Consider the following 20,428-nt stretch of genomic DNA (forward strand, 5'->3'; position numbering starts at 1 on the left):
GGCATCCACCACGCCCATCACCGGGGGCAGTAAGCGGCACATTTCGCGTGACCGCCCAGCGGTGCGACGCCGATCCGGTTCTTCATGCTGCCGAGAACTTCGAGATGTGGGCGTGCCGATGGCGCAGGTCGATCGGCAGGCCGTCGTCGGGGGTGGGGCCGGTGCCCCAGGTGAGCGGTACCTGGTAGTCGGCGGGGACGGTCCATTCGTACCGCAGCAGCATTCGGTGCATGATCGACTTCACGGTCATACCTCCGAAGTGCAGGCCGATGCACTTGTGCGCGCCGCCGCCGAAGGGCGACCAGGCGTACCGGTGAATTCGGTCCTCGCGCCGGTGCTCGGCGAAGCGTTCCGGATCGAATTCGTCCGGGCGGGGCCACCAGCGGGCCAGCCGCATGGAGGGGTATGCGCCGATGATGATGTCGGTGTCGGCCGGAATGTAGCGGCCCAGGATTTCGGTGTCCGCGAGCGTGCGGCGCATCAGCACGCCCGCGGGCGCGTACATGCGCAACGTTTCCTTGAACGCCAGGTCCAGCGACGGCAGCCGGTCCAGGTCTTCGTAGTCGAGGTGATCCTTGCCCAGCGCGATCGCCTCCGTGCGCAGCCGCTGCTGCCAGTGCGGATTCTTGCCGAGCAGATAGGTGAGCATGGACAGTGCGACGGCGCTGGTGTCGTGGGCCGCCATCAGGACGAAGATCATGTGGTTGACCACGTCGTCGTCGGTGAAGGTCTCGCCGGTGTCGCTGGTGGCGTGGCACAGCACGCTGAACAGATCGGAGCCTTCGCGCGCTCGTTTGGTCGGCAGCTGGGCGCGGAAGTACTGTTCCAGCACTTTCCGGCCGTGCAGACCGCGTGACCATTTGCCGCCTGGCGCCGAGGTCCGGATCAGGGCCTGCCCGCCGACCACGGTGCGCTCGAACGCGTGCTCCAACCGCTGCGCCTCCGGCCCGAGCTTCGCGCCGACGAAGACCTCGGTCGCGAGGTGCAGCAGCATCTGTTTCACGTTGTCGTACAAGCGGAATGCAGACCCGGGGCGCCAAGAGTCGAGTTCCCGCTCGATTCCCGGTCGCATCAGGTCGAGGTAACTGATCAGCCGCGGTCGCGTGAACGCCTGCTGCATGATGCGCCTGTGATGCAGGTGCTCATCGAAATCGAGCAGCATGATCCCGCGCCGGAAGAACGGCCCGATCCAGTACTCCCAGCCCTTCTCGCTGGAGAAGACCTTGTCCTTGTTGCTCCAGACCACCTCCAGCGCGGCGGGGCCGAGCACACTGACCGCGCGACGGCCGTAGATGCTCGTCCAGGACACCTCGCCGTACTTCTCGAATGCGTTGCGCGCCCACAGGAGTGGGTCGTTATAGACGCGCAGTGAATGTCCGATCAACGGCGCCCCCGGATCTCCCAGCACCGCGAGCAGGCCGCTCCCCGGCGGGGGCTCGGCGAGCGCTGTCGTCCGGGCTGGATAGCGATCCGCCAGGTCGGCGGCGTACTGCTCGAACCTGCGGCGGAGTGCTGCGTTCATGTGGTGTCCTTTCGCGGCGCTGCGAAGGTTCGCGAGATCCGGCTCGCCATCAATTGGTGACGATCTGTCACCAATTGACGCGCACCGCGCGCGGGCTTGTCAAGATGGAGTCATGACCAGCGCATCGACCTGGGGCGGCCGGACCGTCGAGGCGCGGCGCGCCGCGCGCCGGGAACGGCTGATCGACGCCGCGATCGATATCTGGGCCGACAGTGGCTGGGCGGCGGTCAGCCTGCGCAGCGTTTGCGCGCGGGCGGGCTTGAACGATCGGTACTTCCGCGAAAGTTTCGCCGATCGGGAGGAATTGCTCGCCGCGGCCTGGGACCACGTGCGGGACGAGACGACCGACACCCTGACCGCCGCGATCGGCGACCGCCGCGATTCACCGCCGCTGGAGATACTGCATCGCGCGGTCGAGGCGGTGGTGCTGCGCTTCGCCGAGGATCCTCGGCGCAGCCAGGTTCTGTTCGGTGATCACGCAGGCAGCGCGATACTCGAACGTCGCCGCCACGACCTGGTACTACTCGCTGCCGACTTGCTGGCGACGGGCCTCGAGCCGTATCTGCGCGCCGGTGTCGACCGCGAGGAGTTCCATCGCACGGCATTGATGGCTGTCGGCGGGTTCGTGGAACTGACGAGCGCGTGGCGGGCGGGCGCAGTCGCGATCGATATTCCCGGTCTCATCGATCAGACCATCCGTCTCGGTGACATCCTCGCCGCACACTATCTCGCCGACCACACCCCTTAGTGAGCACTCGACGGTGGCTGTCCTGCTGGCGTTCGCGAGGTATCTCGCGGTCGTCAGGTCACCGGAGAGCAGGCGTCACGGGCTGCACGCTGCGATGTGCAGTCGCTGTGTCGGCGATGAGGACACCGCGTCGCCGTTCGAGTCGGCCGGGATAAGCCGGGATGTGGCCTGGGAGATCGCCGATCGGCGGTAGCACGGCGCGTATGGCCGGTGCCGGGAACAGGCTGCGGCGGGTGGTTGGCTCGGCCAATACGTGCAAGAGATAGATCCTCAATCGGAGGTGCAAGCTGCGTCCCATCGACCTCGCCCGGGAACACGGGCTGTCGGCACAGGCGATCCGCAATTACGACGACGCGGGCATCCTTCCGCCGACCGAACGCAGCGAGACCGGCTACCGGCGCTATACGCTTCTGCACGCCCAGGCCTTACGGGCCTTTCTCGCGTTGCGCGGCGGACACGGGCACCAGCAGGCGATGGAAATCATGCGCGCGGCCAACCGCGGCGACACCGAGTCGGTCTACCGGCTGATCGACGCCGCGCACGTCGCATTGCTCGCCGAACGTGACACCCGCACCGAGGTCGCGCAGGCGCTGGGCAGCCTGTCCACCGCGACACCGGCTCCTCTCCAGGGTCGGCCGCTGACCGTGGGCGAACTCGCGCGCCGCATCCGCGTGCACCCGGCGACCTTGCGCACGTGGGAGACCCATCGGATCCTGCGCCCCGAACGCGATCGGGCGACGGGTTACCGCCAATACGGACCGGACTGCGTTCGCGATGCCGAGATCGCACGTCAGTTGCGCCGAGGCGGCTACCGGCTCTCCCAGGTCGCGCGATTCATCGAGGCACTGCGCGAGGCGGGCGGCGCGGACCCGTTGCGCGCTTTTCTGGACTCCTGGCAGTCTCGGTTGACCGCGCGCAGCCGCAACCTTCTCGCCGGTGCGGCCCAGCTCGACGCCTACCTCACCATGCTCGATCAGGCGCAGGAGTGATGACTGCGCCGGGCCGAGTCTCAGCTCTTCCGAGACGATCCACAGCAATTCGCCGCCCCTCTCGATCGTGCGGAAGGTCATCGAGCACTGGCGGCAGCTCGGCCGAGCGCGGACGGTAACTCGGCCGTCGTTCTCAGCCCGCGTTGCGGATCTGGGTCAGGAATTCCGGGTTCGTTCCGGTCTGCCGGAGACCGGTCAACAGCAGTTCGAGCGCTTGCTGCGGGTCGCGGCCCGCGAGGGTCTTGCGCAGGGATCGCGTGGCGGTGAGCTCGTCGGCGGTGAGCAGCAATTCCTCCTTGCGCGTGCTCGAGCGGTCGATGTCGATCGCGGGGAACAGGCGCCGGTCGGCCAGGTGCCGATCGAGCTTCAGTTCGGCGTTTCCGGTGCCCTTGTATTCCTCGAAGATCACGGTGTCGGCGAGTGAGCCGGTCTCGACCAGGGCGGTGGCGATGATCGTGAGTGAGCCGCCGTGCTCGATATTGCGGGCGGCGCCGAGGAATTTCTTCGGTGGCGCGAGCGCCCCGGCGTCGACACCACCGGAGAGGATGCGGCCGGACCCGGCGGCGGCCAGGTTGTAGGCGCGGGCGAGCCGGGTCAGCGAGTCCAGCAGAACAACGACGTCATGGCCCATTTCGACGAGGCGTTTGGCGTGCTCGATGGCCAGTTCGGCGAGCGCGATGTGCTCGTGGGCGGGCTGGTCGAACGTCGCGGCGGCGACCTCGGCAGGCACCGCGCGGGACAGATCGGTCACCTCTTCCGGGCGTTCCCCGACCAGTACCAGCATGAGCTGGCATTCGGGATGGTTCTTGGCGATGGCGTGCGCAATGGATTGCAGCACGGAGGTTTTACCCGCCTTGGGCGGTGCGACGACCAAGGCGCGCTGGCCTTTGCCGATCGGCATGACCAGATCGGTGACGCGCGTGGTGAGTTCGTGCGGCTCGGTCTCCAGCCGTAGCCGGTCCTGCGGATAGATGGGAACCAAGTCGGCGAAGTGCGGTCGCGCCTCGGCATTGCGCGGTGGCAGGCCGTTGATCTGGTCGACTCGGACCAGCGGTGCGAGTTCGGCGCCCTCACGTTTGGGTCCGACTACGCCGGTGACGGTATCGCCGCGACGCAGGCCGTACTCGCGGACCAGTCGCGTCGGCACATGAGCGTCGTGCGGGCCGGGCAGATATCCGTCGACGTGCAGTGTGGCGTGGTTGTGGTTGATGTCGAGGATGCCGGTGACCGGCGTTGTGCGGTTCGCCCTGGTTGGGTTGTCTTCGGTGTGATTCGTGTTGCGCTGCATGGGGTTTCTCCTGGGAAGGTTATGGATGTGGCGGGTCGCCGTGGAATGCCGCCTGCTGGGAATGGCGCTCGGTGCATGCGCAGAGGTGTGCTGGAGCCATCCGGTGCGCACATGCTGTGGTTACGAGATCGCCGTGGCGAATGTGGACTCTTGCGGGAGGGAAGTGTCACCTACATCCACAAGATGAAGACCGCACCAACAGTAGCGGCATCAGGCACAACACGCAATAGCTTCCGTTTGTTCCCACGGCATGTCGCCTGAATCGCTGCGACAGGCATGGTGCGACGACGCTCTGCCGCACCGTGGCGCGCGAGCGCGCTCGCCCAGTCGTCTACTGCCCGTCCAGACATTCATTTCGTTGTGGAAGGAATCGTATTGCGGCAGTCGAGCATTGCGGGAGCGTGTTGTGAATCAATTGGAATATCGTCGAATTCGGCATGTTGAATCTCCGATCGGCGGACCGCTACCTCGGCATCGAACACGGAATATCAGAACCAGGCGGAGTGAGACCTCGCGTACACCGGTTCGGTGGTCGCATCGGCAAGCTCCGTATCCAAATCCCGGATTCGGCACTTTTCTGCGTACGACAAGGCGGGCCGCTGGGGGAATGCCTGGTCAGCCTTCTGTCGCCCGCACCTGTTCGCGCTGGTCACGCGGCATTTTCGGGATGGTAGGGCGCGCACCGCGGAAGATCGAGGTGCGCGCGACTATTGCGGTGACCGTGCCGCGCGGTCGTATACTCCCTTTATGGCGGATGGTTCTTCCTCCACCGAAGTCCCCGAGCCGGTTCTCGTGGTGCAGACGCGAGAACGCGTCTATCGGCTCCGCGCCGGGGGCGCATATAACGTCGGTCGCGATCCGGCGGCCGATATCGTCGTCTCGGATCCGCGGGTCTCCTCCTTGCACGCCGTTCTGGAGCGTGGCGCGGACGGTTGGAAAATCGAGGACGCGCACAGTCTCAACGGCACATTCTTCGACGGTCACCGCGTCGATCGAATGGTGATCGATCACGACGAAACGTTCCAGCTCGGGCACGCCGTCGACGGCGAGAAATTGGCCTGTTCGGTGGAGACGCCACCCGGCCAAGAGCCCGATGGCGATGCCGGCGGCGACACGATGATCGTGCCGAATCCCGGCTACGACCTCGACGACGAAGCCACGGTTACGAAGTTCGACCCGCGCCTGTCGCGGCGGGTGTCGCGCTCCGCGCCCCCGGCGCACCACCCCAGCGCGGTGGTCCGGATAACGTCGCCGACGCTGCGGATCGGACGCTCCGCCGACAACGACATCGTCGCGCACGATCTGATGGTCTCCCGCCGGCACGCCGAGTTGCGGACGATCGGCGCGGGCAGATACCGGATCGTCGACCTCGACAGCCACAACGGCACCTACGTCAACGGCGCCCGTGTCGATACCGCCGATCTGTCCGAGAACGACTTGATCGGGATGGGGCATACGACCTTCCGGCTGGTCGGCGACGAACTGCGCGAGTTTGTCGACACCGGTGACGTATCGGTCTCGGTGCAGAACCTCACCGTGCGGACACCGGAGGGCAAAGTGCTGCTCGACGGTGTGGGCTTCCCCATCCCGGAGCGCTCGCTCGTCGGCGTCATCGGACCGAGCGGCGCGGGTAAGTCGACGCTGCTCGGCGCGGTGACGGGATTGCGGCCCGCCACGGAGGGGACGGTCCGCTACGACGGCCGCGACCTGTACGCGAATTACGACGAGCTGCGCCACCGCATCGGGTTGGTCCCGCAGGAGGACATCCTGCACAACCAGCTTCCCACCCGCCGCGCCCTGCTCTACGCGGCCGAGCTGCGCTTCCCCGGCGACACGCGCCCCGAGGAGCGCGAACAGCGGGTCGACGAGGTGCTCGAGGAACTGGGTCTCGCGCGGCATGCCGATACCCGCATCGACCAGCTCTCGGGTGGCCAGCGCAAACGCGTGAGCGTCGCGCTGGAGTTGCTGACCAAACCGTCGCTGCTGTTCCTCGACGAGCCGACTTCCGGCCTGGACCCCGGCCTGGACAAGACGGTCATGGAGATGCTGTCCGAGCTGGCGCACGACGGGAGGACGGTCATCGTCGTCACCCACAGCGTGGCGAATCTCGACGCCTGCGACCGTCTGCTGGTCCTGGTGCCCGGTGGCAGGCTGGCCTACTACGGGCCGCCAGCGGAAGGATTGCAGCAGTTCGCCGCGGGGAACTGGGCCGAGGTGTTCCAGGCGTTCGATCGCGAGCACGACCGGGACTGGGCCGGTGAGTTCGAGGCGTCGCCACGCTTCGAGCGCTACGTGGCGGTCGGTCTCACCGATGACGTCGGCCCGGCGCAAGTGCACACCCCGGCGCCACCGCCTGCGCCGCAGTCCGAACTCAGCCAGCTCAGCACGCTGTGCCGGCGCTACCTGGCGGTGATCGCGTCCGACCGGAGCTATCTGGCATTGCTCGGCGTGCTGCCGCTGCTGCTGGGCGGTTTGATCGCCGCGGTGCCTTCGGGCGCGGGATTCACCGGGCCGCCGGGCACGAACGTCGATGCCCCGACCAAGCTCATGGTCCTGGCCTTCGCCGCGTGCTTCGTCGGCACCGGCAACTCGATCCGCGAGATCGTCAAGGAACAGACGATCTATCGCAGAGAACGCGCGGCAGGGTTGTCGGCGGGGGTCTACCTGATGTCGAAACTGCTGGTGCTGGGCGTGATCACCACACTGCAGGCGGCGGTGTTGGTGTTGATCGGCACCATCGGCGTGAGTATGCCGCCCAAAGGGCTGTTCACCTCGGTCGAGTTGGAGCTGATCGTGGCGATGGCGCTGCTCGGCATCGCGTCGCTGGCACTGGGGCTGCTGGTGTCGGTCACCGTGAACACGTCGGAGAAGACGCTGCCGCTGCTGATCGTGCTGTCCATGGCGCAACTGGTGCTCACGGGCGGGCTGGTACGGCTGCCGGGCACTCCCGTTCTGGAGCAGCTGGCATACATAGCACCGGCCCGCTGGGGGTTCGGCGCGGGAGCCGCGACTCTCGACCTCGACACTCTCGCGCCGCATGACGGCGGGCCCGACCCGCTGTGGAAGCACACCATCGGCACCTGGCTGCTCGATATGGGCGTCGTCGCCGGTTTGGGAGCGATATTCCTGGCGCTGGCCTGGTATCGCCTGTATCAGCTGCGTCCGCGGCGCCGCGGCGCCCGCCGCGCGAGGATCTGACGCTTCCGCCGGAGACCGCGTCCAGGGGACTTACCCGGCCGTCTCTGAGTGCCTTTCCCTGCCGCGTGACGGGACCGCCGCTTGCATTCCCGACGGGCGCCGCCGGTTCGAACATCCGCCTGGACGGCACGGCGTCTCCGGCCACGACCTGCGGGCGACGGTGCAGCAAGCGGCGCCGAACGGTTCGCCGGAAGGCTACTGAGTGCCGGTCGGAAACGACTGTCCGCACGGCGGCCAGGGTTCTGTCTCGGGTGATTCGTCCCGCTGTCCCCGAGCAGCCATGATTGCTCGTCGGGTCGAACGGATTTCGATGACGAGTTATCTTTTCGTTCTCGGCCGAGTCGGTCGTCCGGTTCGGCGCGGCCGAAGCAGCTATGGCGCGTTGCGTCTGGAACACTCGACCGTCGGAAAGGTTCTTTGCTGATGTTCCGTCGTTTCACGACCAACGCGCCCGCCGGGGCGCCGCCGGTGGATGATCTGGTGGCAGGCGCGCTGCCGGACCGGGTGCAGATCGCGCACGAGCGGTTGGCCCACCAGGACGATCCGGCGCTGCTCGAAGCACTATCGGAGCGTGAGCTCGCCGCCTCCCGCGAGTTGGCCGAGCTCGTGCGTGACTATGAACGCCACGAGAAACGCGCGCGCATCCAGGCGGCCGCTGACGCCGCTGAGCGGGTGCGTCGCACGGCCGCCGAACTGGCCGAACGGGAAGCCGCCGACCTGCTGCGCGCCGCGCAGGCGATCGGTGAGCAGCGCCACAGCAGCAGCCCGCACGCGAAAGTCGCTCGCTTGCATCAGCGCAAGCCGCGGGTGCTGGGCCTGCTGGCCGGAGTCGTAGCGTTCTCGATGCTGTTCTCCGCGGTCACGGTGCAGCAGAACATCGCGCCGACCGGAGGCGCGACCAATCCGATGTTCTGGCTGTCCTACGGCTTGGAGGCGCTGATCAGCGCGGTGCTGGTCGCGCTGATGCTGTCCACGGGTGACACCGCCGAATGGGGCGTGATCGATCGGTTGTGGCAGGTCTACACCGTCGAGGGCGTCTTGCTGACGGCGAGTATCGCGTTGAACACGTTCCCGTACTTCCGGTCGGGCGACATGGCAGGCATCGGCATCCACGCGATCGCGCCGATCATGATCGGCGTCGCGCTCGTCACCCACCGGCTCGTCGCCGAGCGTTACGGGCGCGCGATCGAGCAAGCGACCGCCGCCGTGCCCGACCATGAGGATCTCCAGGAACGGCTGGCGGCGCTCACCCAGGTCGGTGGCGCGGGGAACCAGATTCTGCCGAGCATCCTCATGGAGCCGACGACGACCGCTCGCCGCGAGAGCGAACCCGCGAGCGCCGAAGCGCCCGCGCCCGGCGCGGAGGGTGCGGCCGGACCGCAGACCGAACAGCACGCCGCGTCGGAGCAGCCCGCCCCTGCGGCCGAAGTCGCCACGCGCCCTGTTCCCGCGCCCGAACTTACCGAACTGTGGTTCGCTACGACGCCGCTGCCCGCGGTCGAACGGGTTGCTGCCGGCGGTCCCGAAGCGCCCGTGGAAGCCAGTCCGGACGAGGCCGTCCTCGACGCGCGTCTTGCTGCGGCGGTGCGACAGACGCTCAACCGGATCCGGTCGGTCAAGCAGCCCGAGCCGGGCGAGCAGCCGGTGCAGCCTCCGGCCGCGCCCCAGCCGAGTGCACCCGCAGTCGCGGAGGTTGCCGACGGGCATGACGCGCGCGGCGAGGCCCATCGGACGGGTCCCGCGCCGACGGCTGACGGCACGGTCGTCGAGCACGACCCGCGTTTCCAGGCCGCCGAGGCGAACCCCCAGCCCGACGATCGTGACGTGATGGCTGGGGTCACCGAGCACGCCGCGCGCGCGGAGGCCGCCGATCGTGACGCGGTGGCGGGTGCCACCGAGCACGTCGTGCGCGCGGAGGCCGCCGAGCTGCATCCGGAATCGAATGGCGCCGCGCTGGAACCGCTCGGTGCCATGGCCCAGCACTATGGGCCCGGCGCCGCGGGCAACGATCAAGCGCCGCGGATGGAACACGTGGCACCGATCGCCGCCGTGCACTCGGCTCCGATCCAGGCGGCGGACGCCGCCGCACCGCACGCGGCCAACGAACCTCAGCTCACCACTCGGTGAGCGGAGCGGCACGGCGATTCGGTTCGACCACAGCCTGTTCAGCGGAACGCGGCTCGATGCGCTGGTTCGCATGTCCCGCTCCGATTGCGCAGGCGCGGGAGGACGCTGCCATACCGCGCGGCCGACGAACCTCAGCTCACCACTCGGTGAGCTGAGCGGCGTCGGATTGTCGCTGGGCGCAGCGAGTCACCGGTCATCCGCCGTGGCGAATTCGCGCACCAGCGGTCGCGCGGGGCTGCCGTGCCCCGGTGCGTCTACCTGAGCACGGACGGCCCGCTCGAGTGCGAACATCGAGGCGCGGTCCGGCGTACCGAGCGCGGTGCCTCGGCGTGGCGGGCCCTCAGCCCTGTGCCTGCAGGCTCCAGGTGCGTCCGTCGGGATCGCGCACCGTCATTTCCTTTGTGCCGTAATGGGTCGCCTCGAACGGCGCCACCACGTCGATGTCTTCGTTCGGACGGAACGCGTCGGCGTCGGTGACGGTGAGGACCAGTTGGGTGCGCGGCGTCTGATTGTTCGGGATCTCCGCGATGAAGACGTAGGGTCCGTCGCCGTTGCGGAACAACCCGGAGCTGTGGTCGGTGGTGAATTCCGGCTCGTAGCCGAGGGCTTGGAAGAATCTCGCCGTCTTGCCCCAGTTGTGCGTCTCGACGTGCACGCCCTCGATGCCCTTGGTCGTCATATCGCTCTCCTTCGGTTGCTTCAGTTGTCGGTGGTGTCGTCGAGATAGGCGCGCAACGCGTCCGCGACCAGCGCGGACAGGGACGTGCCCGACTCGATGGCGCGAAATTTCACCTGCTTGATCAGACCGATCGGCAAGTACACGTTGAACTGCTTCACTTCCTCGTCACCCACGCGGCGATGCTAGCATGCTAGCAAGCTAGCGTGCATCCGGTTTGTTTCGGTCGACCCGATGGCGGAATGGACGTAGCGTCGAATTCGTGAAAGTTCCCGAACACCTGCCCACGACCGCGGGCGAACTACGTTCGGCCGGCTATCTGCCGCGTGGCGTGAAGACCGAGATCCGCGAGAACCTCTTGGCGCTGCTGAGTTCCGGCGGCGACCCGTGGCCCGGCATCGTCGGGTTCGACCGGACGGTCGTGCCGCAGCTGGAACGCGCCCTGCTGGCGGGACACGACGTCGTGCTGCTCGGCGAGCGCGGCCAGGGCAAGACCCGGCTGCTGCGTACCCTGGCCGGCCTGCTGGACGAATGGACGCCCGTGATCGCGGGGGCCGAGCTGGGCGAGCATCCGCTCGACCCGATCAGCCCGGCCGGGCGCAGGCTGGCCGCCGAACTCGGCGACGATCTGCCCGTCGCGTGGCGGCATCGGTCGCAGCGGTACGCCGAGAAGCTCGCCACGCCGGACACCTCCGTCGGCGACCTGATCGGCGACGTCGATCCGGTGAAGGTGGCCGAGGGCCGCAGCCTCGGCGACCCGGAGACCATCCACTTCGGACTCGTTCCGCGCGCGCATCGCGGCATCGTGGCGATCAACGAGCTGCCCGACCTCGCCGAACGCATCCAGGTCGCGCTGCTGAACGTCATGGAGGAGCGCGATATCCAGGTCCGCGGCTACACCCTGCGGCTGCCGCTGGACGTGCTGCTCGTCGCCACCGCCAACCCGGAGGACTACACCAACCGCGGCCGGATCATCACGCCGCTGAAAGACCGTTTCGGCGCGGAGATCCGCACCCACTACCCGCTCAGCGTGGAAGCGGAGGTGGCGCTGGTGCGCCAGGAGGCGGAGCTGGTGGCCGAGGTGGGCGATCCGCTGATCGAGGTGCTCGCGCGGTTCGTGCGGCAATTGCGCGAGTCGCCCGCGATCGACCAGCGGTCCGGCGTATCCGCGCGTTTCGCGGTGGCCGCCGCCGAGACGGTCGCCGCGGCGGCCTTGCGCAGATCCGCGGTGACGGGGGAGAGCCCCGCCGTCGCGCGTCCGGTCGATCTGGAATCCGTTCCCGCGGTATTGCGCGGCAAGCTGGAGTTCGAGTCCGGCGAGGAGGGGCGCGAGCAGGAACATCTCACCCACCTGCTGCGCCGGTCGTTCTCCGAGACGGCGCGTGCGCTGCTCGGCGGACTGAACCTGCGGCCGCTGGCCGACGCGGTCGGCGACGGGCACCTGGTCACCACCGGGGAACGCGTGCCGGGTGCGCAGGTCCTCTCCGCGCTGCCCGAGCTGCCCGTCCTGCACGAAGTCGCCGGACGGCTCGGCGTCGACGCGGCCGATCCGCCGCCGCGGATCGCCTCGGCCGTCGAGTTCGCGTTGGAGGCGCTCTACCTGGCCCGGCAGATCGCGAAGGATTCCGACGACGGGTCGGCGGTGTACGGCCGATGACCGCCGCTGTTCCCGGCGAGGCATCGTGACCACCCCCGATCGCTACTCCTACGGCCCGTATCACGACGGACCGGACCCGTTGGCGCCTCCGCTCGACCTGCGGGAAGCGCTGGACCGGATCGGGCGCGACGTGATGGAGGGCAGCTCCCCGCGCAACGCCATGCAAGAGCTCCTGCGGCGCGGCACCCGCACCATGCCAGGACTGGAGGAGCTGACTCGCCGGTTGTGGCAGCGCCGCGCCGAGATCGCCCGCAGCCACCGCCTCGACGGCACGCTGCAGCAGGTCCGGGCCTTGCTGGAAGAGGCGCTGGAAGCCGAGCGCGGCGCGCTGTTCCCCGACCCCTCCGACGACGCCAGGTTCGCCGAAGCGCAACTGGACGCCCTGCCGTCGAGCACCGCCGCCGCCGTCACCGAACTCGCCGACTACCCCTGGCGATCGGAGACCGGCCGGGAGAACTACCAGAAGATTCGCGACCTGCTCGGCCGCGAACTACTGGAGTCGCGCTTCCAGGGCATGAAAGAGGCCTTGCGGAACACCACCCCGCAGGACGTCGAGCGGGTCAGGCGGATGATGTCCGATCTCAACGACCTGCTCGCCGCCCACGCCAGAGGCGAGGACACCGAGCAGCGGTTCGCCGAGTTCATGGCCGAGCACGGCGAGTTCTTCCCGGAGAACCCGCGCGACACCGAGGAATTGATCGACGCGCTCGCCGCCCGCGCCGCCGCCGCGCAGCGCATGATGAACTCGATGTCCGAGCAGCAGCGTGCGGAGTTGTCCGAGCTGATCGGCCAGGCGTTCGGTGATCCGGCGATCGCGCAGCAGGTCGCCGCGCTGGACGCGAACCTGCGTGCGCTGCGTCCTGGCGAGGATTGGAACTCCGCGCGGCGCTTCCGCGGCGAGGACCCGCTCGGCCTGGGCGCGGGCGCGCAAGCGCTGCAGGACCTCGCCGAACTCGACGCGCTCGCCGAGCAACTCGGCCAGTCCTACGCGGGCGCGCGGCTGGAGGACATCGACTTGGACGCGCTGGAGCGCCACCTCGGCGCGGACGCGAGCGTGGACGCCGCGCGGCTGGCCGAGCTGGAACGTGAATTGCGCAGGCAAGGCATCTTCGAGCGCGCGCAGGACGGGTCGTTGCGGTTGACGCCGAAGGCTCTGCGCAGGCTGGGCGAGACGGCGCTGCGAGATGTCGTCGGGCGCTTGCGTTCCCGGCGCGGAGAGCGGGATACGGCCCTGGCCGGGGCCGCGGGTGAGCCGACCGGTGGCTCCAGGGCCTGGCGCTTCGGCGACACCGAGCCGTGGGACGTCTCGCGGACCGTGCGCAACGCCGTGCTGCGGTCGGCGTCGACGGGGGATCGGCGGGTGCGGCTGGACGTGTCCGACGTCGAGATCATGGAGACCGAGCAGCGCTCCAGGGCCGCCGTCGCGCTGTGTGTGGACACCTCATGGTCGATGGTGCAGGACGGCAGATGGGTGCCGATGAAGCGCACCGCGCTCGCGCTGCACCATCTGATCGGCACCCGGTTCCGCTCCGACGCGCTGAGCGTGATCACCTTCGGCAGGCACGCGACGACCGTGGACATCGGCGAACTCACGGCGCTGGAAGGGGTGTGGGAGCAGGGCACCAACCTGCATCACGCACTGCTGCTGGCCGCGGCGCACCTGCGCAGGCACCCCGACGCGGTGCCGGTCGTGCTCGTCGTCACCGACGGTGAACCGACCGCCCACCTCGAGCCGGACGGGGAGACCTACTTCAACTGGCCCCCAGCGCAACGCACGCTGGCCGTGACGATGGCGCAGGTCGACGCCTTGGCCGAATTGGGTGCGTCGGTGACGGTGTTCATGCTCGGCGAGGACCCGCGCCTGGCCGCCTTCGTCGATCTGATGGCCCGCCGCAGCGGCGGCCGCGTGGTGGCGCCCGACCTCGACGGCTTGGGCGCCGCCGTGGTCAGCGACTACCTGCGCGGCAGGCGCTGATGTCGCGCCTCGCCGGGTCGATCTTGTAATTGCTGCGAGATCACTGCTGGCCTGTCCATCGTTCCGAACCGCTCCTGCCGTCGGGCGCAGGGTACGGCGGGAGACCTCCTGCGGCCGTGCCGTTGCGGTCGTGCACGTTCGTGCGTGCGCGGTCGCAGGCGTGTCGTGGAAGTGGCACGGCGGCAGTCGAGCGGGCGTATCGAGGATTTATTGTGTCCGGCTCGGCGTGTCCCGAACGAAAACCGAAGGGTATTGAATACCAATAGGTATTGAATACCGAAAGGTATTTATCACGTATTTCCAGGGGCGATGTTTTTTACCGGAAATTTCTCACCGATTTGCTGTACAGCGCGCGGTGCCCGTGTGTAGCGTCTGGAACCCGTAAACCCCTCCCATGACAAGTGGTGGCGTGTGAACGGAATCGACGGCTGTCTGAAACGCATCATGGATATTCCCGGTGCGCGCAGCGTGACGCTGGTTGACGGAGCGAGCGGTCTGGCGATCGCGGCGGACGGCAGGCACGACCTGGTTGACGAGCACGAAGACGCCGCGGCCACAACGGATGTGGTGCGCGCGGTGCTCGCCTGCCCGGCATTGTCGACCGACGGCGACGACGTCACCGAGATCATCGTCTGCGGCACTCGGGGATATCACCTGTTGAACCTGGTGAACGGCGATTTCGACGGACGGCTTTTCGTGCACGTGCTGTTCGACGCGGACGCCGGAAATCTCGCGATGGCGCGATACCAACTGCGCGGAATTCTCGACGAATCGGCCGAGGACGCTCATGAGCCCTGAACTCGCGGTCGAATTGCGGCGGCTGGAGCAGGAAGGACGGACGGGGGTGCTGCGCGCGGGCGACGGTGCGTTCCATCTCGCCGAGGGCGCGATCGTTTCCGCCGACTGCCGCCGCACCACCGGGTTGGACCGGCTGGTCGTCGAAGCGGGCGTGGCGACCGCCGAGGACTGGCGGCGCGCCGACGCGGGCGATCCCGGCCGTGTGCTGGGGCGGCCACGGCTGGAGACCCTCGCGATGCTGTCGGTGTTCGATGCCGCCTATTTCCTGCTCGCCTCGCCCGCCGTCCCTGAGTTCCGCCCGGCCCCGCCGCACTGGCTGGCCCCGGTCTGCCACATCACGCCCCGTGCTCTCGTGCAGGAGTGCGCGCGGCGCGGCGATCCCGGCACCGGACCATGGCCCGCCGACCTGGTCGATCGCGTTCCGGTCGTGCCGGTGCGGCGGGTGCGGCGCAGGCGCCTGGTACTCACCGGGGGACAGGCCGAGGTGCTGGCCGCCGCCGATGGCAGGCGCAGCGTCGCCGGCATCGGGCGGGAACTCGGTCGCACCACCTACGGATGCCTGATGGCGGTGCGGGATCTGACCGCGGCGGGTCTGATCGAGCCGCCCGTCGCGGCGCGGGTCCCCGTGGCGGCCGGGCCGGTCGCGCCCGAGCCGGTGCGCAGCGAGCCCGCGCCCGTGCTCGCCGAGCCGGGGCGGCTTCCCCGCCGTCGCGGCAGGCATTCGGCGCCACCCGCCCCGGTCACCGATCCGTTGGAGCCGCCGGATCGAGACCTGCTCGTCCGCCTGCAAGCGGCTTTGGAGGAGCTCGCGTGACCGCGCGGAAGAAACTGCTCGGCGATTGGATGGGAAGAAGGTTGACGAAGGTGGCGATGTCCGGACCCGAACCGAACGCGGCGGTGCTCGACGAGCTGAAGGCGCTGCGCGATCGGGTTCCACGGCTGACCGGCGCGCTGGTCGCGTCGAACGACGGGCTGCTCGTCGCCCACGATCTGCCCCCGCAGATCGAGCCGAACGGGATGGCCGCCATGGCCGCTTCGCAGCTGTCGCTGTCGCATCGGCTGGCCACCACCGCGCACGGCGGCGGCTTCAGCGAGGTCGTGGTGCACGGCACCGGCGGGCACGTGGTCATCTACGCCGCGGGCTGGACCTCGCTGACCGTCTTGGCCGCACCCGAGGTGAACATCGGCCGGCTGCACCTGGAATCCCGTCCGGCGGCCCGAGCGATCGCCGAGTTGCTGACGTCGGTGACCGCAGGCGCAGGAAGCGAACAAGCAACGAAAACCCACTGAAAGGAACACATATGTCCAATATGGATCTGGCACTCAAAGACATGATGGTGATCGACGGCGCGATCGGCGCCGCCGTGGTCGACTACAACAGCGGCATGGCGCTGGGCATGCTCGGCAGCTCCAAGTCCCTCGACCTCCAGGTCGCGGGCGCGGGCAACACCGAGGTGGTGCGCGCCAAGTTGCGCACCATGGATCAGCTGGGGCTCAAGGAAGAGATCGAGGACATCCTCATCACGCTGTCCGGGCAGTACCACATCATCCGGCCGATGACCGGCCGCAAGTCCAAGGGCCTGTTCCTCTACCTCGCTCTGGACCGGGGCCGGGCGAATCTGGCGCTCGCCCGCCACCGCCTGAGGGGCATCGAAGAAGATCTGGAGGTCTGATCGGCGGCCGGTAGCAGTCCCACCGCACGGCCTGCATCAGTCCAGCTCGGCCGGACGAGGCCAGGGGTTGGCCTCCTTGTCCTCGACCGACTGATTGAAGCGCGCGATGAGCCTGCTGAACAGATCGATGTCGGCCTCTGTCCACTCGGCCACCACCGCGCCGATGCCTTGGCGGCTCTGTTTGCGGTCGGCGGCAAGCAATTCCAGTCCCTTGGCGCTGGCTCGGATCTTGCGGGCGATACCGCCGTCGGGGTCGGGCACCCTCTCGACCAACCCTTGCTTACGCATGGCCCCGACCTGTCGGTTGATCGTGGAAACGTCCAATTGGAATGCCTCGGACAGCTCGCGCAAGCTCAGCGGGTGGTCCAGTTCCAGCCTGGTCAGGATCAGATATGCCGAGCGGTCGAGCTGAAAGCCGGGACGCCGGAGCAACGCGGCGGGGAAGTGCCTCGACAGCAGCGACAGTTCGAAGGTGAGGCGGTTCAGCGCCGCCTTGTCGCCGGGACCGGAATCGGACATAGCTCACTATGTCGCGCGGATCACGTACTCGCCAAATTGTGCAGCATACACACCATATGTACCGTGCACATGTGACTGTAGCTGCCGACGCGTCCTCGACCGTCTCTGATTCCGGCGACCGGCGCCGTCCCTCGTCGGCACTGCTCATCGCGACGCTGGGCATGGTCGGAGTGGTCGTCTCGCTCATGCAGACGCTGGTCATCCCGATCATTCCGTCGCTGCCCACGCTGTTGCACACCTCCGCGTCCAACGCCTCCTGGGTGGTGACGGCCACGCTGCTGGCGGGCGCGGTGGCGACCCCGATCAGCGGGCGGCTGGGCGACATGTTCGGCAAGCGGCGGGTCTTGTTCGCGAATCTGCTTCTGCTGGTGGCCGGTTCGGTGGTCTGCGCGTCGTTCGCCACCCTGGTGCCCGAGATCGTCGGGCGCTCGCTGCAAGGGGCCGCGGTCGGCGCGATTCCGCTCGGCATCAGCATCATGCGCGACGAGTTGCCCGCCGAGCGAGTGGGTTCGGCGATGGCGATCATGAGCGCCACGCTCGGCGTCGGCGGCGCGATCGGCCTGCCGGTCGCGGCGGCCATCGCGCAGAACGCCGATTGGCACATGCTGTTCTGGACTTCCGCCGCGCTCGGCGTCCTGTGTGCCGTCCTGGTCTTCGTGTTCGTCCCGGAATCGCCGGTGCGCACGCCCGCACGGTTCGACTTCGGCGGCGCCATCGGGTTGTCGGTGGCGCTGCTCGCGCTGCTCGTCGCGATCACGAAAGGCGCGGACTGGGGGTGGGCCAGCGCCCGAATCCTGACTCTGTTCGCGGTGTCGGCGGTGGTGTTCCTCGGCTGGGGCGCTTTCGAACTGCGGCAGCGGTCACCGCTGGTGGACCTGCGGGTCTCGGCGCGGCCGAGGGTGCTGTTCACCAACGCGGCCTCGATAGCCGTCGGATTCTCCCTTTACGGCATGTCGCTGACCTTCCCGCAGTTGCTGATGGCGCCGGAGCAAACCGGATACGGCTTCGGGTTGTCCATGATCACCGCGGGCTTGGCGCTGGCCCCCACCGGCTTCGTCATGATGCTGCTGTCACCGGTGTCGGCGCGGCTGTCGGCCAGCCGCGGGCCCAAAGTCACCCTCGCGCTGGGATCCGCGGTGATCGCGGTCGGTTATCTGTGCGCGGTGGTGCTGATGAACAGCGTCTGGGAGATCATGCTCGCCTCGGTGATCGTCGCGGGCGGCGTCGGCCTGGCGTACGCGGCGATGCCCGCGCTGATCATGGGCGCGGTGCCGATCACCGAGACCGCCGCGGCCAACGGCCTCAACTCGCTGATGCGCTCGATCGGCACCTCGACCTCGGCGGCGGTGATGAGCGTGGTGCTGGCGCACATGACCATGAAACTCGGCCCGCACCTGCTGCCCTCGCGCGACGGTTTCCACACCACCTTCCTCATCGCGATGGCGGCGGCGCTGGTCGCGATCGGCCTGACCGCGTTGATCCCGATGCGCAAGACCGCCGACGCGGCGACCACCACCGGGCACTCCTGACGCGTTCGGCTCGGTTCACACGTCGGCGACGGCCTCGGTGTACCGGCGGCCAAGGGTGCGGATGTGGGCGACGAGTTCCGGCGGGCCGTCGACGCGGAAGTCCATCATCAGCATGGACAGGTAGATGGCGATCGTCTCCAGCGCGTCCGCGCCCGTGTAGAGCACGCAGGTGTCCTGGTCCACCGGCTCGACCACGCCGACGGCGGGATTGATCCTGGCGATGACCGTCTCGGCGGGCGCGAGCACGGTGACCTCGGCCCGCACCCGCCACCCCGTGGTGGCGATGTGGCGCATGACGAAGGCGACCAAGTCGCCGTCGGGAAGCGCACGCGCGGCGAAGCGGCGTGAACTCGTCTCCGCGCGCAGCACGCGAGCGACCGGGATCGCACGCCAGGAGTGGTCCTCCAGGCTGTAGGCCACCAGGTACCAGCGGCGCTGCCAGTTGATCAGCCGGTACGGCTCGATCTCGGCGCAGGACGCGACCTCGGCTTCGGAGATACGGATGGTCGCGCCGTCGCGAATGGCTGCGGCGAGGGTGGTGAGCACCGCCGCGGGTACCGGTGCGTCCGGCTCGCGCGATCCCGTCGTGGCCGGGCCGATGGCCGTGGCGTCGCGCAGCGCGGACACCTTGCGCTGCAATCGTTTCGGCAGGATCTGGTCCAGTTTGCCCAGCGCCTTCGTGACGTGCTCGGCGATGTCCGCGATGCCGGTGGAGCCGTCCTCGGCGAGGCCGACCGCGACCGCAACGGCCACCGCTTCGTCGTCGTCCAGCAGCAGGGGCGGCATGGTCGCGCCGCGGCCGAGCCGGTAGCCGCCGATCGCGCCGCGCCCGGCACGCACCGGGTAGCCGAGCTCCCGCAGCCGCTGAATGTCTTGCCGCAGTGTCCGATCGGTGACGCCGAGGCGCTCGGCCAGCTCCCGGCCGGTGTACGTGCGGTCCTGCAGCAGCGCGAGCAACCGCAGCAGACGCGGTGTGGTCGACGCCACTTTCGCCCTCCTGGGTTATTAGGAATAAAAGTAGCCTAATGCCCGAATAGGCTGGTGTCATCAGCGAGAACGACCGAAAGGCTCCGAGATGAACGCCACCGCCACCGCGACTCTGCTCCCCGTTTGGCGGGACGTGCTCGCCGATTCCCACCGCGCGCTGGAAAGCGTCGTCGCCGGAGTGCGAGCGGATCAGTGGCACCTGCCCACCCCGTGCTCCGACTGGGATGTGACGCAGGTCGTGCAGCACGCCGCCGGCGACCAGCTGGCCTACGCGGCGTCCCTGGGCATCGGCAACGGACCGGCGTACAACCCGTTCGCGCCGTCCGGCACGATCGACGGCGCCCCCGCCGACCTGGTGCGTACGGCGGTCGAGCAGACCGCCTTCGCCTGGACCACGGTCGACGACGCCGCCGAGACCGTGCCGACGCCGCTGCCGCACGGCGCGCTCGCCACCCCGGTCGCCGCGGTCATGTGCGCGCTGGATGCCGCGGTCCACGCCTGGGACGTCGCGATCGCGACCGGCCAGCCGTCGCCGTTGACCGACGAACTCGCCGCACACCTGCTCACCGCCGCGCGGGCGGGTCATCCCGCGCCCGGCAGCGGCGAGACGGCCGAGATCATCGAGCCGCTGCGCCAGTGGGGGGCTTACGCCGCGATCGTCGACGGTTCGGCCGATGGAGCCGTCGGAGAACTGCTGCGCTACCTGGGCCGCGATCCGCGCTGAGCGCCCGGCCCGACGCGG

The 20,428-nt window shown here is 68.6% G+C and carries 17 protein-coding genes and 1 pseudogene; 12 read left to right on the forward strand and 6 right to left on the reverse strand.

What is annotated here, in order from left to right:
- Positions 1-82: 82 nt before the first annotated feature.
- Positions 83-1,522: a cytochrome P450 gene (locus U3653_RS25685; protein WP_195082585.1), complete on the reverse strand. Its 1,440-nt coding sequence runs from the start codon at positions 1,520-1,522 to the stop codon at positions 83-85.
- Positions 1,523-1,634: 112 nt separating this feature from the next.
- On the opposite strand from U3653_RS25685, the gene U3653_RS25690 reads away from it, so the two are divergent.
- Complete coding sequence (locus tag U3653_RS25690; RefSeq protein WP_195082586.1) at positions 1,635-2,270, forward strand: TetR/AcrR family transcriptional regulator; 636 nt, start codon at positions 1,635-1,637, stop codon at positions 2,268-2,270.
- 287 nt (positions 2,271-2,557) lie between these two features.
- Positions 2,558-3,259, forward strand: coding sequence for a MerR family transcriptional regulator (locus tag U3653_RS25695; RefSeq protein ID WP_195082659.1), 702 nt, complete (start codon positions 2,558-2,560; stop codon positions 3,257-3,259).
- Positions 3,260-3,392: 133 nt separating this feature from the next.
- On the opposite strand, the pseudogene U3653_RS25700 reads toward U3653_RS25695, so the two are convergent.
- Positions 3,393-4,559, reverse strand: a pseudogene (locus U3653_RS25700) (transcription termination factor Rho, short form); the annotation flags it as partial.
- A 735-nt stretch (positions 4,560-5,294) separates the two neighbouring features.
- On the opposite strand from U3653_RS25700, the gene U3653_RS25705 reads away from it, so the two are divergent.
- Both U3653_RS25705 and U3653_RS25710 read left to right on the forward strand, forming a co-directional pair.
- Positions 5,295-7,745 (forward strand): FHA domain-containing protein, encoded by a 2,451-nt coding sequence (locus U3653_RS25705; RefSeq protein WP_195082588.1) that lies wholly within the window; start codon positions 5,295-5,297, stop codon positions 7,743-7,745.
- A 423-nt stretch (positions 7,746-8,168) separates the two neighbouring features.
- The gene (locus tag U3653_RS25710) at positions 8,169-9,872 is read left to right on the forward strand and encodes a hypothetical protein (protein WP_195082589.1); all 1,704 of its coding nucleotides are present in this window, start codon (positions 8,169-8,171) and stop codon (positions 9,870-9,872) included.
- Between the two features lie 340 nt (positions 9,873-10,212).
- Here U3653_RS25710 and U3653_RS25715 read toward each other — a convergent pair whose 3' ends face one another.
- Together U3653_RS25715 and U3653_RS25720 are read right to left on the reverse strand one after the other, a co-directional pair.
- Positions 10,213-10,551, reverse strand: coding sequence for a VOC family protein (locus U3653_RS25715; RefSeq protein ID WP_195082590.1), 339 nt, complete (start codon positions 10,549-10,551; stop codon positions 10,213-10,215).
- Positions 10,552-10,571: 20 nt separating this feature from the next.
- Positions 10,572-10,724, reverse strand: coding sequence for a CopG family transcriptional regulator (locus U3653_RS25720; protein ID WP_195082591.1), 153 nt, complete (start codon positions 10,722-10,724; stop codon positions 10,572-10,574).
- An 86-nt stretch (positions 10,725-10,810) separates the two neighbouring features.
- On the opposite strand from U3653_RS25720, the gene U3653_RS25725 reads away from it, so the two are divergent.
- The 6 genes from U3653_RS25725 to U3653_RS25750 all read left to right on the forward strand — a co-directional run bounded on the left by U3653_RS25725 (position 10,811) and on the right by U3653_RS25750 (position 16,651).
- Entirely contained in the window at positions 10,811-12,205 is a 1,395-nt protein-coding gene (locus tag U3653_RS25725; protein ID WP_195082592.1) for an ATP-binding protein, read from the forward strand.
- A 25-nt stretch (positions 12,206-12,230) separates the two neighbouring features.
- On the forward strand, positions 12,231-14,180 hold the full coding sequence (locus U3653_RS25730; RefSeq protein WP_323124592.1) for a vWA domain-containing protein: 1,950 nt from the start codon (positions 12,231-12,233) through the stop codon (positions 14,178-14,180).
- A gap of 411 nt (positions 14,181-14,591) precedes the next feature.
- Complete coding sequence (locus U3653_RS25735) at positions 14,592-14,978, forward strand: roadblock/LC7 domain-containing protein (protein ID WP_195082593.1); 387 nt, start codon at positions 14,592-14,594, stop codon at positions 14,976-14,978.
- A complete protein-coding gene (locus tag U3653_RS25740; RefSeq protein WP_195082594.1) occupies positions 14,968-15,792 on the forward strand; it encodes a hypothetical protein in 825 nt (274 codons plus the stop codon). The genes U3653_RS25735 and U3653_RS25740 overlap by 11 nt, the downstream gene beginning before the upstream one ends.
- Positions 15,789-16,268: a roadblock/LC7 domain-containing protein gene (locus U3653_RS25745; RefSeq protein ID WP_323124591.1), complete on the forward strand. Its 480-nt coding sequence runs from the start codon at positions 15,789-15,791 to the stop codon at positions 16,266-16,268. Before U3653_RS25740 ends, U3653_RS25745 begins: the two co-directional genes overlap by 4 nt.
- 11 nt (positions 16,269-16,279) lie before the next feature.
- Positions 16,280-16,651: a hypothetical protein gene (locus U3653_RS25750; RefSeq protein ID WP_195046858.1), complete on the forward strand. Its 372-nt coding sequence runs from the start codon at positions 16,280-16,282 to the stop codon at positions 16,649-16,651.
- Between the two features lie 36 nt (positions 16,652-16,687).
- On the opposite strand, the gene U3653_RS25755 is transcribed toward U3653_RS25750, so the two are convergent.
- The gene (locus U3653_RS25755; protein ID WP_195082595.1) at positions 16,688-17,170 is read right to left on the reverse strand and encodes a MarR family winged helix-turn-helix transcriptional regulator; all 483 of its coding nucleotides are present in this window, start codon (positions 17,168-17,170) and stop codon (positions 16,688-16,690) included.
- 71 nt (positions 17,171-17,241) lie between these two features.
- On the opposite strand from U3653_RS25755, the gene U3653_RS25760 reads away from it, so the two are divergent.
- On the forward strand, positions 17,242-18,699 hold the full coding sequence (locus U3653_RS25760) for an MFS transporter (protein WP_323124590.1): 1,458 nt from the start codon (positions 17,242-17,244) through the stop codon (positions 18,697-18,699).
- Between the two features lie 15 nt (positions 18,700-18,714).
- Here U3653_RS25760 and U3653_RS25765 read toward each other — a convergent pair whose 3' ends face one another.
- Positions 18,715-19,686 (reverse strand): helix-turn-helix transcriptional regulator, encoded by a 972-nt coding sequence (locus U3653_RS25765; protein WP_195082597.1) that lies wholly within the window; start codon positions 19,684-19,686, stop codon positions 18,715-18,717.
- Positions 19,687-19,774: 88 nt separating this feature from the next.
- Between U3653_RS25765 and U3653_RS25770 the strand changes: the two genes are divergently transcribed.
- On the forward strand, positions 19,775-20,410 hold the full coding sequence (locus U3653_RS25770) for a TIGR03086 family metal-binding protein (protein ID WP_195082598.1): 636 nt from the start codon (positions 19,775-19,777) through the stop codon (positions 20,408-20,410).
- Positions 20,411-20,428: the final 18 nt, after the last annotated feature.

It is taken from the genome of Nocardia implantans, from assembly GCF_035544775.1.
Lineage (GTDB): Bacteria > Actinomycetota > Actinomycetes > Mycobacteriales > Mycobacteriaceae > Nocardia > Nocardia implantans.